Below are 14,857 nucleotides of genomic sequence, written 5' to 3' on the forward strand. Positions count from 1 at the left end.
TGCGGGTCGACGCCCGCGCCGGCTACGCGGTCGGCGTGCACTTCGATCCCAAGGCGCTGTCGTGCGTGCTGGCCGACCTCGCGGGCCGGCCCGTCGCCCGGCTTCACCTGCCGGTGCGCCCGCAGGCCAGGCCGGACGCTGTGGTCAGGCAGATGGCCAGGGCCGCGCGCCGCATCCTGCGCGAGGCCGGGGTGCCGGACGGCAAGGTGCTCGGGGTGGGTCTCGCCTGCCCCGGGCCGCTCGACGCCGACGGCGTGATGGTGAGCCCGCCCCGGCTGCCCGCCTGGGCCGGCACGCCGATCAAGGAGTTACTGGAGGAGTACACCCGCTTCCCGGTGACCGTGGACAACGACGCCACGGCGGCGGCGATCGGCGAGCGGTGGGCGGGCATCGCGCGCTCGGCGCCCAGCTTCGCCTACCTCTACCTCGGCACCGGCGTCGGCGGCGGGCTCTTCCTCGACAACCAGGTCTATCGCGGCAGGTCGCTCAACGCCGCCGAGTTCGGCCACATCACGGTCGAGCCCGACGGGCCCGAGTGCTACTGCGGCAACCGGGGCTGCGTGGAGGCGGTGTGCTGCCCGAGCGCGATCGAGGCGGCCGCGGGCGGCATCGACCACGCGGCCGTGTGCGCGGCGGCGGCGCGCGGCGAGCCGGAGGCGCGCGCGGTGATCGAGCGCGTGGCCGAGCGGCTGGCGGTGGCCGCCGTCAGCGTGGTGAACATGCTGGACATCGACCTGCTCGTGCTCGGCGGCCCCGCGCTCAGGGAGGTGGGCGGCATCTACCGCGAGGCGATCGCGGGGGCGGTGGCGGAGCGGTCGATGGCCAGGCGGCTGCACGCCGTGCGCGTGGAGACCTCACCGATCGCGGCCGACGCCGCCGCGATCGGTGCGGCCTCCCTGGTCTTCCACGCCACCTACGCGCCCCGGCTGGGCACGCTGCTCAGCGGCTGACGGCCGGTCAGGCGGCCCGCTTCATGCGCAGCGTGACCAGCTCGAACGGGCGCAGCGACACGGGGATGGCCGCGCCGGGCCGCTCGGGCTCGCCGGTCGGCCGTTCGAGCAGGTCGGTGGTGACGACCTCGGCGACCGGGAAGTTCGGCCGCAGGGTGGCGCGGGCCCGGCCGCCGCGCGACTCGTGGAAGCGGACCACCACGTCGCCGCTGCCGTCGTCGGCCAGCTTCACCGCGGTCACCACCACGGCGTCGTCGTCCACCGTGACCAGCGGCTCGACCGGGGCCGATCCGGGCACCCGGCGCTCCGGCTGGTTGATGAAGTGGCCCTCGCGCACCGCGTCGCCGATCGACGCGCCCGGCACCAGCGCGTGGCGGAAGCGGTGCGCGCCCTGGTCGGTCTCCGGGTCGGGGAAGCGCGGCGCGCGCAGCAGCGAGACGCGCAGCGTGGTCGTGGTGCCGTGCTCGTCCACGTCGCGGGTGACGTCGTGGCCGTAGGTGGAGTCGGTCACCATGGCCACGCCCCAGCCGGGCTCCTCCAGGTGCACGAAGCGGTGGTTGCACGCTTCGAACTTGGCGGCCTCCCAGCTGGTGTTGGTGTGGGTGGGGCGGAAGGTGTGGCCGTACTGGCTCTCGGCGGCGTACCGGTCGGCGCGCACGTCGAGGGGGAAGGCCAGCTTGAGGAACTTCTCGGTCTCGTGCCAGTCGACCTCGGTGTCGATCTCCAGCCGGCCCTCGGCGAGCGTGAGCCGCTGGACGAGCGTCGACTTGCCGAACGAGCGCTCGACCACCACCGTGGCCCCGTCGAGGCGCACGTCGTCGGCCTCGGTCAGGTCGGTCACCGTGTTGCGGTAGAACTCGTCCACATCCCAGGCGTCCCACTTGTTCGGGAAGTCCTGGTGGAGCTGCGGCAGGCAGGCCGCCCGCCCCGGCGGCACCGTCTCACGCCCGGCCCGCAGGTCGTAGGCGGAGACGACAAGGCCGCGCCCGTCGATCTCGACCCTGAGCCGCCCGTCCTCCAGCACGAACCCGCCGCCCTCGCGGGGGCCCGCCTGCACGGGGTCGACCGGGGCCTCGGGGGCGGCGCCGCCCGCGGGCACGCCGTGGCGGGCGTGCGGGGCGCCGTTGAAGACCAGCGTGCCGCCGGTGGGCTCGCCGGCCAGCGCGCGCTGCGCGGTGTCGATGATCCCGTTCAGCTCCTCGATCACCAGCTCGTACGTCCTGCGCGCCTCCCGGTGCACCCACGCGATCGACGAGCCGGGCAGGATGTCGTGGAACTGGTGCAGCAGCACCGTCTTCCACAGCCGGTCGAGCGCCTCGTACGGATACTCGGCCCCGGTCCGCACGGCCGCCGTCGCCGCCCACAGCTCGGCCTCGCGCAGCAGCGCCTCGCTGCGCCGGTTGCCCTGCTTGGTCTTGGCCTGGCTGGTCAGCGTGGCGCGGTGCAGCTCCAGGTACAGCTCGCCCACCCAGACCGGCGGGTTGGGGTATTCGGCCTCGGCCTTGGCGAAGAACTCAGCGGGCGTCTCCCATGTGACGGTGGGCGAGCCCTCCAGGTCGCGCAGGCGGGCGGCGCGCGCGACCATCTCGCGGGTGGTGCCGCCGCCGCCGTCGCCGTGCCCGGTCGGGGCCAGCGAGTGCCTGGCCACGCCCTTGTCCTTGAAGTTGCGGGCCGCGTGCGCCAGCTCGCCGCCGCGCAGCGAGGCGTTGTAGGTGTCGATGGGCGGAAAGTGGGTGAAGATCCGGGTGCCGTCGATGCCCTCCCACAGGAACGTGTGGTGCGGGAACGTGTTGGTCTGGCTCCACGAGATCTTCTGGGTGAGCAGCCGCTTCGACCCGGCCGCCTTGATGATCTGCGGCAGCCCGGCGGCGAACCCGAAGGTGTCGGGCAGCCACACCTCCTCGTTGTCCACCCCGAACTCGTCGATGAAGAAGCGCTTGCCGTGCACGAACTGCCGGGCCATCGCCTCGGAGCCGGGCATGTTGGTGTCGGACTCCACCCACATGCCGCCAGCGGGCACGAACCTGCCGGTCGCCACCGCCTTGACGACCTTGGCCCACACCTCGGGCCGGTGCTCCTTGAGCCAGGCCCACTGCTGGGCCTGCGACATCGCGAAGACGAAGTCCGGCTCCTCCTCCAGCAGCGCGGTCATGTTGGACGCGGTGCGCGCCACCTTGCGCACGGTCTCGCGCAGCGGCCAGAGCCAGGCCGAGTCGATGTGGGCGTGCCCGACGGCGCTGATGCGGTGCGCCGACGGCACGGCGGGTGAGGACAGCACGTCGGTCAGCTCGGCCCTGGCCGCGGCGGCGGTGCCGTTCACGTCCTGCAGATCGAGTGCGTCCAGCGCGCGTTCGATGGCGCGCAGGATCTCCCAGCGGCGGCCGCTGTCCACCGGCAGCTCGTGCATGAGCTCGCCGAGCACCTCAAGGTCGATGACCAGCTCCCACACCGTCTTGTCGAAGACGGCGAGGTCCATGCGGGCCAGCCGGTAGAGCGGCTCGGTGCCGGCGGTCTCCTTGTCGCCGAGCAGCGTCGGCTTGAAGGGCTGGTAGTCGAGGATGATCGGGTTGGAGGCGGCCTCGATGTGCAGGCACACCTCCTCGCCGCCCTGGGCGGGGTTCGCGATGCGGACCCACTGCGTACGCGGGTTGAGGCTCTTCACCGGGGTGCCGTCGGGCCGGTAGACCAGCCCCTCGCATTGGAAGCCCGTCTTGTCGGGGTTGAAGCCGAGGTCGAGCACCGCTTCGACGATCTTGCCGGTCCACTCCATCGGCACGGTGCCGGTCACGGTGAACCAGCTCGTGCCCCACGGCGGGCCCCAGGGCGTACCGACCGCGATCGGCTCGCGCGGCGCGGCCAGGCCCTCGGCCACCGGCACGGGCTCGCCCGGCGCGTGCCACACGCCCACCTCCAGCGGCACCGACTCGGGGTAGATCGCGGGGCGGATCCGCTCGGTCAGTACGCGCTTCAAGCGGGCTTCGACCAGCGTGCGGTCGTCATGCATCAGGCAGGCTCCTCAGCAGATGGGGACGTAAGCCACCGGTACGCCGCCGGTAACGCGGGTACCAGCAGCACGTTATGCATCCCCATCATTTCCGGCAAAGCCACCCCCTCTTCACCAAAAGGGAGGAATCCCCTGGGGCGGTCACCGCTTGCCGGGCGGGCAGTCGGGCAGGCCCCAGGGGATCCCCGATCAGGCGCAGGTGTAGCCGGAAGGCGTCTGCGTGTCGCCGTTCGGGCGGTTGACCTGGAATCCGAAGGTGGTGCTCGCGTTCGGGGCGAGGTTGCCGTTGTAGGCGGCGTTCGTGGCGGTCACGGTCTGGCCGCTGACGGTCAGGGTGGCGTTCCACGACCCGGCCAGGGTGTGCCCGGCGGGCAGGGTGAAGGTGACCGTCCAGCCGTCTATGGCCGTGGTGCCGGTGTTGGTGACGGTCACCGGCTGCACGACGTAGCCGTTCTGCCACTCGGTCTGCACGGTGCCGGTGGCGGTGCAGCCACCGCCGCCGCTCGGACCTTCCTCGGTCGTGAACGTGGCGGTCGGCGAGTTGCCCGACAGGTTGCCCGCGCCGTCACGTGCCCGCACGTACACCTGGTACTCCGTGTCCGGCGTCAGCCCCGTCAGGGTGATCGAGTTGGTCGAGGTCTGCCCGAGCAGCGTGTCCGTCGAACCCTGCTCGCGGTAGACGTTGTAGCCGGCCAGGCCGCTGCCGCCGCTGTCGGTCGAGGCGCTCCACGACAGCGTGGCCGAGTTGGAGGTGATGTTGCTCGCCGTCGGCGTGCCCGGCGTGGTCGGCGGCGTCGTGTCGTCCGTGCCGGAGCCGCTCGCCAGCGTGTCGTGCACGGCGTCGTAGGAGCTCTTCTTCTGGTAGTTCTCGTCGTAGATCAGCGCCGCGCCCTCACCGCCGAAGGTGTCGGGCACCCACGAGTGCTTGTCGGTGAAGCCCCAGATCGTCACGCCGGCGCAGGCCTCGACCGCCAGGCAGGCGTTGACCACGTTGCGGTAGTAGGTGGCCTGGGTGGCGTCCTTGGAGGAGTCGCGCGGCATCTGCATGCGCACGTCCAGCTCGGTGATGCGCACCTGCACGCCGAGGTCGGCGAAGCGCTGCAGATTCTGCTGCAGGTCGTTCGGGAAGCCGTACTGGATGGCCAGGTGGCTCTGGAAGCCCACACAGTCGACCGGCACGCCCTGCTGGCGCAGCGAGCGGACCAGGTTGTACATCGCGGTGCTCTTGGCGTTGATGCCCTCGACGTTGTAGTCGTTGATGCACAGCCGGGCGTCGGGGTCGGCGGCGCGCGCGGCCCTGAAGGCGTCGGCGATGTAGCTCTGGCCGAGCGTGTTGTACCAGAACGACGTGCGGAAGTTGCCGTTCTCTTCGAAGACCTCGTTGACCACGTCCCACGAGACCACGGCCGGGTTGTCGGCGTAGCGGCCGACGACCGTCGAGATGTGGCGCTCGATCGCCTCACGCATGGCGCTGGCGCTCAGGCCCTGCACCCAGCCGGGGGTCTGCTGGTGCCAGATGAGCGTGTGGCCGTGCACCTGCTGGTCGTTCTGGACGGCGAAGTCGACGATGGCGTCGGCGCCGGAGAAGTTGAACTGGCCCGGGTTGGGTTCGGTGGAGTCCCACTTCATGGCGTTCTCGGCGGTCACCTGGTTGAACTCGGTGGCCGCGATGTTGCGGTAGGCGGTCTCGTTCGACAAGGGGCCGGTGGCGAGCGCCGCGCCGATGAACTTGCCTTTGGCGGCCGCGTGCGTACGCAGGGGCGCCGACGCCTCCGCCGAGACGGCGGGAAGGAGGAAGGTTGCGAGTAACCCCACTAACGTGAGGGCTCTGAGGAGCGAGGACGAATGCACGGACATCTACCTCCGGAGGCAGGCACTCGATTCCGAAAGTTTCGGCCCCGTGGGGACCGCTGAGCAGACGGTATTGACATGCTCGTCAGCCGGTCAATAAGGCGGTTGAGCCGGAGCTGAATGAGCAGTTGGCGGGCAGAAATTATCGGCCATGCAATGAAACTTTCATTGCCAAAGGACCGGCCATTCGCCGTCTAGCGCGACGTACCGGCCGGTCGGTACTGTGAGGACCGGAACAATCGTCCACTGCGGGAGTACTGCGGATGTCTCTTTCGCATGACCAGGTCCAGGCGCAGCTCACCGGCCCCGGCCAGCTCTTCGAGATGGAGGAGATCGACGGCACCGGCGTACGCACGTGGAAGCACGCCCCGCCGGACTTCCGGGCGCTGCTGGAGATGAGCAGGAACCACGGCGACCAGGTCTTCCTCGTGTACGAGGACGAGCACATCACGTTCGAAGAGCACTTCCGCCGCGCCGCCGCCCTCGCCCGCCGCCTCGTGGACGACTACGGCGTGACCAAGGGCGACCGGGTGGCGGTGGCCATGCGCAACTACCCGGAATGGGTGATCTCCTTCTCCGCCGTGCTGGCGACCGGAGCCATCGCGGTGCCGCTCAACGCCTGGTGGACGGAGTCCGAGCTGGCCTACGGGGTACGCGACTCCGGCGCCAAGGTGCTGATCGCCGACGGCGAGCGCGCGCCCAGGCTGGCCTCGACGGGCGTACCGATGATCGTCACCAGGGGCGAGCCGCCGGCCGGTGCGCGCGCGTTCGCCGACGTGCTGGGCGAGGTGCCGGCCGACGCCGCGCTCCCCCAGGTCGAGCTGGCCCCCGACGACCCCGCGACGATCTTCTACACCTCCGGCACCACCGGCAGCCCCAAGGGCGCGCTGGGCAGCCACCGCAACATCGGCCAGGCCCCCATGACGGTCGCCTACGGCCTCATGCGCGCCGTCGCCCTGTCCGGCAAGGACGTCTCCCAGGCCGCGAGCACCCGCAGGATCACCCTGCTCACCGTGCCGCTCTTCCACGTCACCGGCTGCTTTTCGGCGATGACGACCGCCATGTTCAGCGGCGGCGGGCTGGTGCTGATGTACAAGTGGGACCCCGAGCAGGCGCTGCGGCTCATCGAGCGCGAGCGCGTCACCACCATGATCGGCGTGCCCACCAACGCCTGGCAGCTCATGTCCCACCCCGACTTCGGCAAGTACGACCTGTCCTCGCTGGTCAACCTGGGCTACGGCGGCGCGCCCGCACCGCCCAAGCTGCTGGAGCGCATCACCACGAACCTGCCCGACCGCGCACCCTCCAACGGCTACGGCATGACCGAGACCAGCGCCCTCGCCATCGGCAACGGCGGCGCCGACTACCGCGCCAAGCCCGACAGCATCGGCCTGCCCTCGCCCGTGGTGGACGTGCGCGTGGTCGATCCCGCGGGCGTGGAGCTGCCGCCCGGGGAGGTCGGCGAGCTGTGCGTACGCGGCCCCAACGTCATCCTCGGCTACTGGAACAAGCCGGAGGCGACCGCGCAGACGTTCGTGGACGGCTGGCTGCACACCGGCGACCTGGCCAGGATCGACGAGGACGGCTTCGTCTACATCGTGGACCGGGCTAAGGACATGGTGATCAGGGGCGGCGAGAACGTCTACTGCGCCGAGGTCGAGGCCGCCCTGTTCGAGCATCCGGCGGTGGACGACGCGGCCGTGATCGGCGTGCCGCACGACGAGCTCGGCGAGGAGGTCGGCGCGGTGCTCCGCCTGACGCCCGGCGCCTCCGTCACGCCCGGCGAGCTGCGCGAGTTCCTGTCCTCCAGGATCGCCAAGTTCAAGATCCCCGTGCACTACTGGTTCCGCGACACCGAGCTGCCCCGCAACCCCGGCGGCAAGATCCTCAAGACCCACCTGCGCCGCGAGGTCCTCGGCCTGTGACGTCTGGTGCCGGCGGCTCCCCTCGCGGGGGCCGCCGGGCGCTGTGACGGGCCTCACAACGTGTGCTTCTCCCCTGGTCGGACGGCCTGTCCCCGCTCCCGCTTACCTGGCGGGTAATCGCGGCGGCTACCCGCGTCCTGGCATCGTCCTCGGTGTCAGCACGAACGAGGTCACCGCCGAAGGAGCCGCCATGACCGCCCTTCCGATCACCACCGGCCGTACGAAGTTCCTGCGCCTCGCACTGGCCGCCGACGCCGCCGTCACGGGCGTCAACGGGCTGGCCTACCTCGCCTTCGCCGCCCCCATCGGTGCCCTGCTCGGCCTGGACGCGGCGCTGTTGCGCGGTATCGGCGCCTTCCTGCTGGTCTACGCCGCGGCCGTCGCCGTCCTGGCCACCCGCCGCGCCATCAGCCCGGCCGGCGCCAAGGCGGTGATCGCCGTGAACGTGGCCTGGACCCTGGGCAGCGTCGCCGCCGTCGTCACCGGCGCGGCCGGCCTCACCACGATCGGCGCGTTCTGGGCGATCGCCCAGGCCCTGGTGGTGGCCGCGTTCGCCGAACTGCAGATCACCGGCCTGCGCAAGAGCCGCTGAGATCACCCGGACAAGGAGAGACCCGTCATGAGCACCCTCATCGACCGCTATGTCGCCTGCTGGAACGAAACCGACCCCGAGGCCCGCGCCAAGGCCGTGGCCGAGCTGTGGACCGAGGACGGCACCTACACCGACCCGCTCGCCGACGTCTCCGGCCACGCCGGGATCGCCAGGGTGATCGAGGCCGCGCAGGGCATGTTCCCCGGGCTCGTCTTCACCCCCGGCGACCTGTACGACAGCCACCACCACATCGCCCGCTTCACCTGGCACCTCGGCCCCGAGGGCGGGGAGCCGGTCGCCGTCGGGTTCGACGTGGTGGAGCTGGCCGAGGACGGCCGCATCCGCAAGGTCCTGGGCTTCCTGGACAAGGTCCCGTCCTGACACGACCTGGCAACGGCCGGCGGGCCCCAGGGACGCACTCCCGGAGCCCGCCGGCTTAATCATTTGCCCAGGCCACGCGCGATAACGGACAATTTCCACTCGTGCCATCAGCATTGAAGCGCCTGCTCCGCCACCTCGCGCTGGACGTGAGCCCGCTGCGCGACTCCCGCGACTACCGGCTGCTCTTCGGGTCCGGCGTCATCACCATGTTCGGGACGATGATCTCGATGGTCGCGGTGCCGTACCAGATGAAGCAGCTCACCGACTCCTACGTCGCGGTCGGCCTGGTGAGCCTGGCGGAGTTCGTGCCGATGGTGGTGTGCGGGCTGTGGGGCGGCGCCATCGCCGACGCCCTCGACCGCCGCAAGATCATCGTGATGAGCGAGCTGGGCCTGCTGGTCACCTCGGCCGCTCTCATGATCAACTCCATGCTGCCCAGTCCGCAGATCTGGGTCCTGTACGTCATCGGCGCCGTCTCCACCGGCATCGGCTGCCTCCAGCGTCCGAGCCTGGAGGCGGTGATCCAGCAGGTCGTCAAGCACGATCAGCAGGCCGCCGCGGCCGTCCTGTCGAGCCTGCGCTGGAACTTCGGCGCCATCGTCGCCCCCGCGCTGGGCGGCCTGATGATCACGGCCTGGGGCGTGGCCTCCGCCTACGTCCTCGACACGCTGTCCTTCCTGCTGTCGATGCTGCTGCTGTGGCGGGTCAGCTCGCTGCCCCCGGCCGCCGACGCCGCGCCCGCGTCGCTGAAGTCGCTGGTCGAGGGCATGCGGTACGCGGTGAGCCGCAGCGACCTCGTCGGCACGTACCTGGTGGACATGGCCGCCATGATCTTCGCGATGGCGACGGCGCTGTTCCCGTTCATCGCCGAAGAGCTGAAGGCGCCCCAGGCGCTCGGCCTGCTCTACTCCGCCTCCGCGATCGGCGCGTTGATCGCCTCGCTCACCGGCCGCTGGACGGCCCGCGTACGGCGGCACGGCCTCGGCGTGATCGTGGCCGCCGCGCTCTGGGGCGTCGCCGTGGCGCTGACCGCGCTGGCCCCGAACATCTGGATGATCGTCGTCTTCATCGCCTGCGCGGGCGCCGCCGACATGATCAGCGGCATCTTCCGCATGACGATGTGGAACCAGACCATCCCGCCGGAGCTGCGCGGCCGCCTGGCGGGCATCGAGCTGCTCTCGTACGCCAGCGGCCCCATGCTGGGCAACGCGCGGGCCGGCATGATGGCCCAGCTCGGCGGCACCCGCTTCTCCCTGGGCGCGGGCGGCGTGCTGTGCGTCGCCGCCGTGCTCGGCCTGGCCGCCGCCCTGCCCGGATTCCGCCGCTACGACGCCACGACCGACGAGCACGCCCTGGCGGAGAAGGCCCGCCGCGAAGCCTCCGCAACCGCCGACGCCCCCGCCTGACCTCGCCGGGGGCGCAGGCACTGCCTCCGCGTTCCACCGGAGCGGCCGAGGCGGGCCGATGGGGGTCGCCTCAGCCCGCCTCGCGCCACCCGTCGTACCGCTCGACCAGCTCGTCCACCTTCGCCAGCGCCGCCTCGTCCAGTCCCTCGGCCACGACCACCCACTGCGCGTCCTCGGCGTCGTCCTCCCCCGCCAGGGTCTCCCGCACCACCCGCGGCACCCCCAGCTCGGGAAACCACTCCCCCAGCGTCTCGGCCACCTCCTCGGCGTCCTCACGCTCGGCGAACACCAGCAGCTCCGCCATCTCCGTTCCTCTCGGGCTCCTCGACCGTGTCACGCTTTTCACCTGGCTCGATCACACTAGGTTGGTAGCGTTGGACCATGACTGCCGAAGCGGTGATCGCTGTGATGACGCCTTCCTCGCTCCCCGACTGGGTCTTTCCGCCACCGCAAGGCTTCTCCGCAGAAGATCTCGATCACATTCCGGAATTGCCCGCGCACACAGAGTTGATTGATGGAAGCTTGGTCTTCGTGAGCCCCCAGACCTCCTTCCACATGCGGGCCGTGTCGCTCCTCGAGGCCGAGCTGCGTGGGGCCGCGCCCGCCGGCGTTCGGGTCCGCCGCGAGATGAGCGTGGTCCTCGCCAAGGACCAGCGGCCCGAGCCGGACCTCTGCGTCGTCACGGAGGAGGCAGTGCGGGGCGGTGCGGAAACCTACTACGACGCGAAGGACGTCGTGCTCGCCGTCGAGGTGGTCTCCCCCGAGTCCGTCACGCGTGACCGCGAGCGCAAGCCACAGCTCTACGCGCAGGCCGGCATCCCGCACTTCTGGCGGGTGGAGGAGGACTCCGGCAAGCCGATCGTGTACGTCTACGAGCTCGACCCGGCGCTGCGTTCCTACGCCCGCATGGGCGTGCACCGCGACCGGCTGAAGGTGACCGCTCCCTTCGACCTCGACGCCGACCTCGCCGCGATCGACCGCATCTGAGCGCACGCACCGGGGCCGGAGCGGCGAAGCTCCGGCCCCGGGCGAACGGCTCAGCCGCGGAGCTGGGCGCCCACGCGGTCGGCGGCCATGGCCACCGCCGCGTCCCTTGCCGCCGTGGTCTCCTCCACGGTCAGCGTACGGTCGGGCGCGCGGAACCGCATCGAGTAGGCGAGCGACTTGTTGCCCTCGCCCACCTGCTCGCCCTCGTACACGTCGAACAGCCGGATCGACTCCAGCAGCTCGCCCGCGCCGTCGCGCAGCGCCGCCTCGACGTCGGCGACCGGCGTGAAGTCGGGCACGATCAGCGCGACGTCCTGGGTGGCGACCGGGTAGGCCGACACGGCGGGCGTCTGGACCGGACCCGGCATGGCGGCCTCGAGCCGGGACAGCTCGAGCTCCATCGCCGAGGTGCGGGGCGGCAGCCCGTACGCCTCGATGACCCGCGGGTGCAGCTCACCGGCGTGCCCCACCAGCGTGTCGCCCATGTAGAGCGCGGCGCACCGGCCCGGGTGCCAGGGCTCGTGCTGGTCGGCGCTGATGGACAGCTCGAGCCGTGCCTCCTCGGCGACCAGCCGGGCCGCCTGGACGGCGTCGGCCCACGAGGCCGCGCGCCCGCGCCCCCACCAGCCGGACCGCTCGAACTCGCCGGCCAGCACCACCGCGACCCGCAGCGGCTGGTCGGGCAGCGCCGACTCGATGGTGGCCAGCTCGTCAGCGGTGGGCCGCCGCTCGACGCCGAGCACCGGGGCGACCTCGGGCGCGCCCTCGCGGGGCCGGTAGACGGCGCCCGACTCGAACAGCGCGACGTCGGTGAAGCCGCGGCCGACGTTGCGTACGAGGGTCTTCAGCAGGCCCGGCAGCAGCGTCGTCCGCATCAGCGGCTCGTCCTCCGACAGCGGGTTGGCCAGCCGGACGGCGCGGCGGCGCGCGTCTTCGGCGGGCAGCTGCATGCGGTCGAAGTCGTCGGGGCTGACGAACGGGTAGCTGAGCACCTCGACGTAACCCGCCTCGGCGAGCGTCCTGCCGACCCGCCTGCGCAGCCGCTGGCCCTCGGTGAGCCCAGCGCCGGCCGGGGCGGAGGGCAGCACCGACGGGAGGTTCTCGTAGCCCTCCAGCCGGATGACCTCTTCGGCCAGGTCGTTGGGGTCGGTGAGGTCGGGCCGCCAGGACGGCGGGGTCACCGTGATCATGTCGTCGCCGGTGATGGCCAGCTTGGCCGCCAGCTCCCCACCGGTGACCACGCCGGTCGGGTCGACGCCGCCCTGCCGCACGGCCGGATCGGCGCCGTCGGTGACGACGCAGCCGACCTGCCGCAGGCGCTCGACCACGGTCTCCTTGGAGTAGGTCACTCCGGCCACCCGGCCCGGATAGCCGGCCGGGATCGCGATGCGGGCGGGCGTCACCTCGACGTCGGCGTGGGTGACGCCGGGCTGCACGGTGGCGCCGCCCAGCTCGGCCAGCATCTGCACGGCCCGCCACGAGGCGACGAGCGGCAGCTCGCGGTCGACGCCGCGCTCGAACCGCTTGGACGCCTCGGAGACCAGCCCGTGCCGCCGCGAGGCGCGGGAGATGCCGGTGGCGGAGAAGTGGGCGGCCTCGATGACGATGTCGGTCGAGGTGTCGGAGATCTCGGTCTCCAGGCCGCCCATGGTGCCGGCGATGGAGATCGGCCCCGACTGGTCGGTGATGAGGATGTCGTCGGGGTCGAGCTCGCGCACCACGTGGTCGAGCGTCTCGAGGCGCTCGCCCGCGACGGCCCTGCGCACCACGATCTCGCCGTTGAGCTTGCCGCGGTCGAACGCGTGCAGCGGCTGGCCGAGCTCCAGCATCAGGTAGTTGGTGATGTCGACGGCCAGCGAGACCGGGCGCATGCCGACGCGGTGAAGGCGTACGCGCATCCACAGCGGGCTCTTGGCCTGCGGGTCGAAGCCGCGCACCTCGCGCAGCACGAACCGGTCGCAGGCGGTCGGGTCGGCGATGGACGCCGGCCACGACGGCTCGGTCTCGGCGGGCGGCTCGACGTCGGCGGGGTCGCGGAAGGCCACCCCGAACGCCGTGGCGACCTCGCGCGCCACGCCGCGGATCGACAGCGCGTAGCCGATGTCGGGGGTGATCTCCAGCTCGATGACGTCGTCGCGCAGCCCGAGCAGCTCGACCACGTCGGTGCCGATGGGCGTGTCGGCCGGCAGCACCATGATGCCGCTGTGGTCGTCGCCCAGGCCGAGCTCGCGCTCGGAGCAGATCATGCCCTCGGACATGCGCCCGTACGTCTTGCGCGCCCCGACCTCGAACCCGCCGGGCAGCACGCCGCCGGGCAGCACGACCGGCACCCGGTCGCCGGCGGCGAAGTTGGTGGCGCCGCAGATGATCATGCGCGGCGTCGCCTCGCCGACCTCGACCTTGCAGTGCCTGATCGGCTTCTTGAAGCCGGTCAGCTCCTCGATCTCCAGCACCTCGCCGACGACGACGTTCTTGACGTCGTGGCCGTGCGAGGTGATCGACTCGAGCTTGAGCCCGGCGGCCGTGAGCTTGTCGGCCACCTCGTGGGCGGTGACCGCCGGGAGATCGACATACTCCCGCAGCCAGGAAAGCGGGACCTTCATCAGATCTCCATTCCGAACGGGAGCGTGAAGCGCACGTCTCCCTCGACCATGTCACGCATGTCCTCGGCGTTGTGGCGGAACATCAGCGTCCGCTCGATGCCCATGCCGAAGGCGAACCCGGAGTACCGGGACGGATCGACGCCGCAGGCGACGAGCACGCGCGGGTTGACCATGCCGCAGCCGCCCCACTCGATCCAGCCCTCCGACTTGCAGGTGCGGCAGGGCGGGTTGCCGGGCACCGCGGAGGCGCCCCGGCAGACGAAGCACTTGAGGTCCATCTCGGCGGACGGCTCGGTGAACGGGAAGTAGTTGGGCCGGAACCGCGTCGTGATGCCCTTGCCGAACATCACCTCGGCGAACCGGTCGAGCGTGCCCTTGAGATGGGCCATCGTCAGGCCCTCGTCGACGGCCAGGCCCTCGGTCTGGTGGAAGACCGGGGTGTGGGTGGCGTCGAGCTCGTCGGTGCGGAACGTCTTGCCCGGCGAGATCACGTAGACCGGCAGCTCGCGCTGGAGCAGCGCCCGGATCTGCACGGGCGAGGTCTGCGTGCGCAGCACCATGCCGGAGTCGGTGGAGCCGACGAAGAACGTGTCGTGGTCGGAGCGCGCCGGGTGGTCCTTGGCGATGTTGAGCGCGTCGAAGTTGAACCACTCGCCTTCGAGCTCCGGTCCCTCGGCCACTTCGTAGCCCATGGAGACGAACGCGTCGGCGATGCGTTCCTGAAGCGTGGTGAGCGGGTGACGGGCGCCGCGCGGCCGACGGTCCCACGGCAGGGTGACGTCGACGGTCTCCTCGATGAGGACGCGGGCGTCGCGCTCGGCCTCCAGCTCGGCCTGGCGGGCGGCGAGCGCTTCGTTGATGGCCTTACGGGCGGCACCGACGCGCCTGGCCTCGGCGCGGGCGGCCGGCGGCAGTGCGCCGATCTCGCGGTTGGCCAGGGCGATGGGCGAGCGGTCACCCGCGTGCGCCAGCCTGGCCTGCTTGAGTTCGTCGAGGTCGCCGGCCGCCTTGATCGCCGCGATGGCGTCGGCCTCCATCCGGGACACCTCGTCGGCGTGCAACGGTGTCACCTCGACGGGATCGTAGTCAGACAAGAGTGAGCTCCGTATCCAGGGCTTGAGCGGAAGAGAGTCTAGTGGGGCCTGCCCACCGGGCCCG

General features: G+C 71.4%; 11 protein-coding genes. 6 read left to right on the forward strand and 5 right to left on the reverse strand.

All coding sequences use genetic code 11. The features are described 5' to 3' along the window. Positions 1–35 precede the first annotated feature (35 nt). A complete protein-coding gene (locus ACFMQL_RS00220; RefSeq protein ID WP_378784054.1) occupies positions 36–950 on the forward strand; it encodes an ROK family protein in 915 nt (304 codons plus the stop codon). Positions 951–957: 7 nt separating this feature from the next. Here the strand turns inward: ACFMQL_RS00220 and ACFMQL_RS00225 are convergent, their stop codons facing one another. Next, complete coding sequence (locus ACFMQL_RS00225; RefSeq protein WP_378784055.1) at positions 958–3,954, reverse strand: alpha-mannosidase; 2,997 nt, start codon at positions 3,952–3,954, stop codon at positions 958–960. A 189-nt stretch (positions 3,955–4,143) separates the two neighbouring features. Continuing rightward, on the reverse strand, positions 4,144–5,769 hold the full coding sequence (locus ACFMQL_RS00230) for an endo-1,4-beta-xylanase (protein WP_378784057.1): 1,626 nt from the start codon (positions 5,767–5,769) through the stop codon (positions 4,144–4,146). Positions 5,770–6,068: 299 nt separating this feature from the next. Here ACFMQL_RS00230 and ACFMQL_RS00235 point away from each other — a divergent pair, with 299 nt between their 5' ends. From ACFMQL_RS00235 to ACFMQL_RS00250, 4 genes are all read left to right on the forward strand, one after another. Next, entirely contained in the window at positions 6,069–7,730 is a 1,662-nt protein-coding gene (locus ACFMQL_RS00235; protein WP_364070378.1) for a class I adenylate-forming enzyme family protein, read from the forward strand. Between the two features lie 190 nt (positions 7,731–7,920). Next, complete coding sequence (locus ACFMQL_RS00240; protein ID WP_364070380.1) at positions 7,921–8,322, forward strand: hypothetical protein; 402 nt, start codon at positions 7,921–7,923, stop codon at positions 8,320–8,322. Between the two features lie 27 nt (positions 8,323–8,349). Beyond that, a complete protein-coding gene (locus ACFMQL_RS00245; protein WP_364070382.1) occupies positions 8,350–8,703 on the forward strand; it encodes a nuclear transport factor 2 family protein in 354 nt (117 codons plus the stop codon). A 101-nt stretch (positions 8,704–8,804) separates the two neighbouring features. Then, positions 8,805–10,109: an MFS transporter gene (locus ACFMQL_RS00250; RefSeq protein WP_364070385.1), complete on the forward strand. Its 1,305-nt coding sequence runs from the start codon at positions 8,805–8,807 to the stop codon at positions 10,107–10,109. Between the two features lie 70 nt (positions 10,110–10,179). Here ACFMQL_RS00250 and ACFMQL_RS00255 read toward each other — a convergent pair whose 3' ends face one another. Continuing rightward, the gene (locus ACFMQL_RS00255; RefSeq protein WP_364070387.1) at positions 10,180–10,413 is read right to left on the reverse strand and encodes a hypothetical protein; all 234 of its coding nucleotides are present in this window, start codon (positions 10,411–10,413) and stop codon (positions 10,180–10,182) included. 77 nt (positions 10,414–10,490) lie between these two features. On the opposite strand from ACFMQL_RS00255, the gene ACFMQL_RS00260 reads away from it, so the two are divergent. After that, the gene (locus ACFMQL_RS00260) at positions 10,491–11,096 is read left to right on the forward strand and encodes a Uma2 family endonuclease (RefSeq protein WP_364070390.1); all 606 of its coding nucleotides are present in this window, start codon (positions 10,491–10,493) and stop codon (positions 11,094–11,096) included. A 50-nt stretch (positions 11,097–11,146) separates the two neighbouring features. Here ACFMQL_RS00260 and ACFMQL_RS00265 read toward each other — a convergent pair whose 3' ends face one another. Next, on the reverse strand, positions 11,147–13,699 hold the full coding sequence (locus tag ACFMQL_RS00265; RefSeq protein WP_378784061.1) for a phenylalanine--tRNA ligase subunit beta: 2,553 nt from the start codon (positions 13,697–13,699) through the stop codon (positions 11,147–11,149). Continuing rightward, complete coding sequence (gene pheS / locus ACFMQL_RS00270) at positions 13,699–14,736, reverse strand: phenylalanine--tRNA ligase subunit alpha (protein ID WP_378790120.1); 1,038 nt, start codon at positions 14,734–14,736, stop codon at positions 13,699–13,701. The genes ACFMQL_RS00265 and pheS overlap by 1 nt, the downstream gene beginning before the upstream one ends. Positions 14,737–14,857 lie beyond the last annotated feature (121 nt).

Source organism: Nonomuraea fastidiosa (assembly GCF_042751225.1).
GTDB lineage: Bacteria > Actinomycetota > Actinomycetes > Streptosporangiales > Streptosporangiaceae > Nonomuraea > Nonomuraea fastidiosa.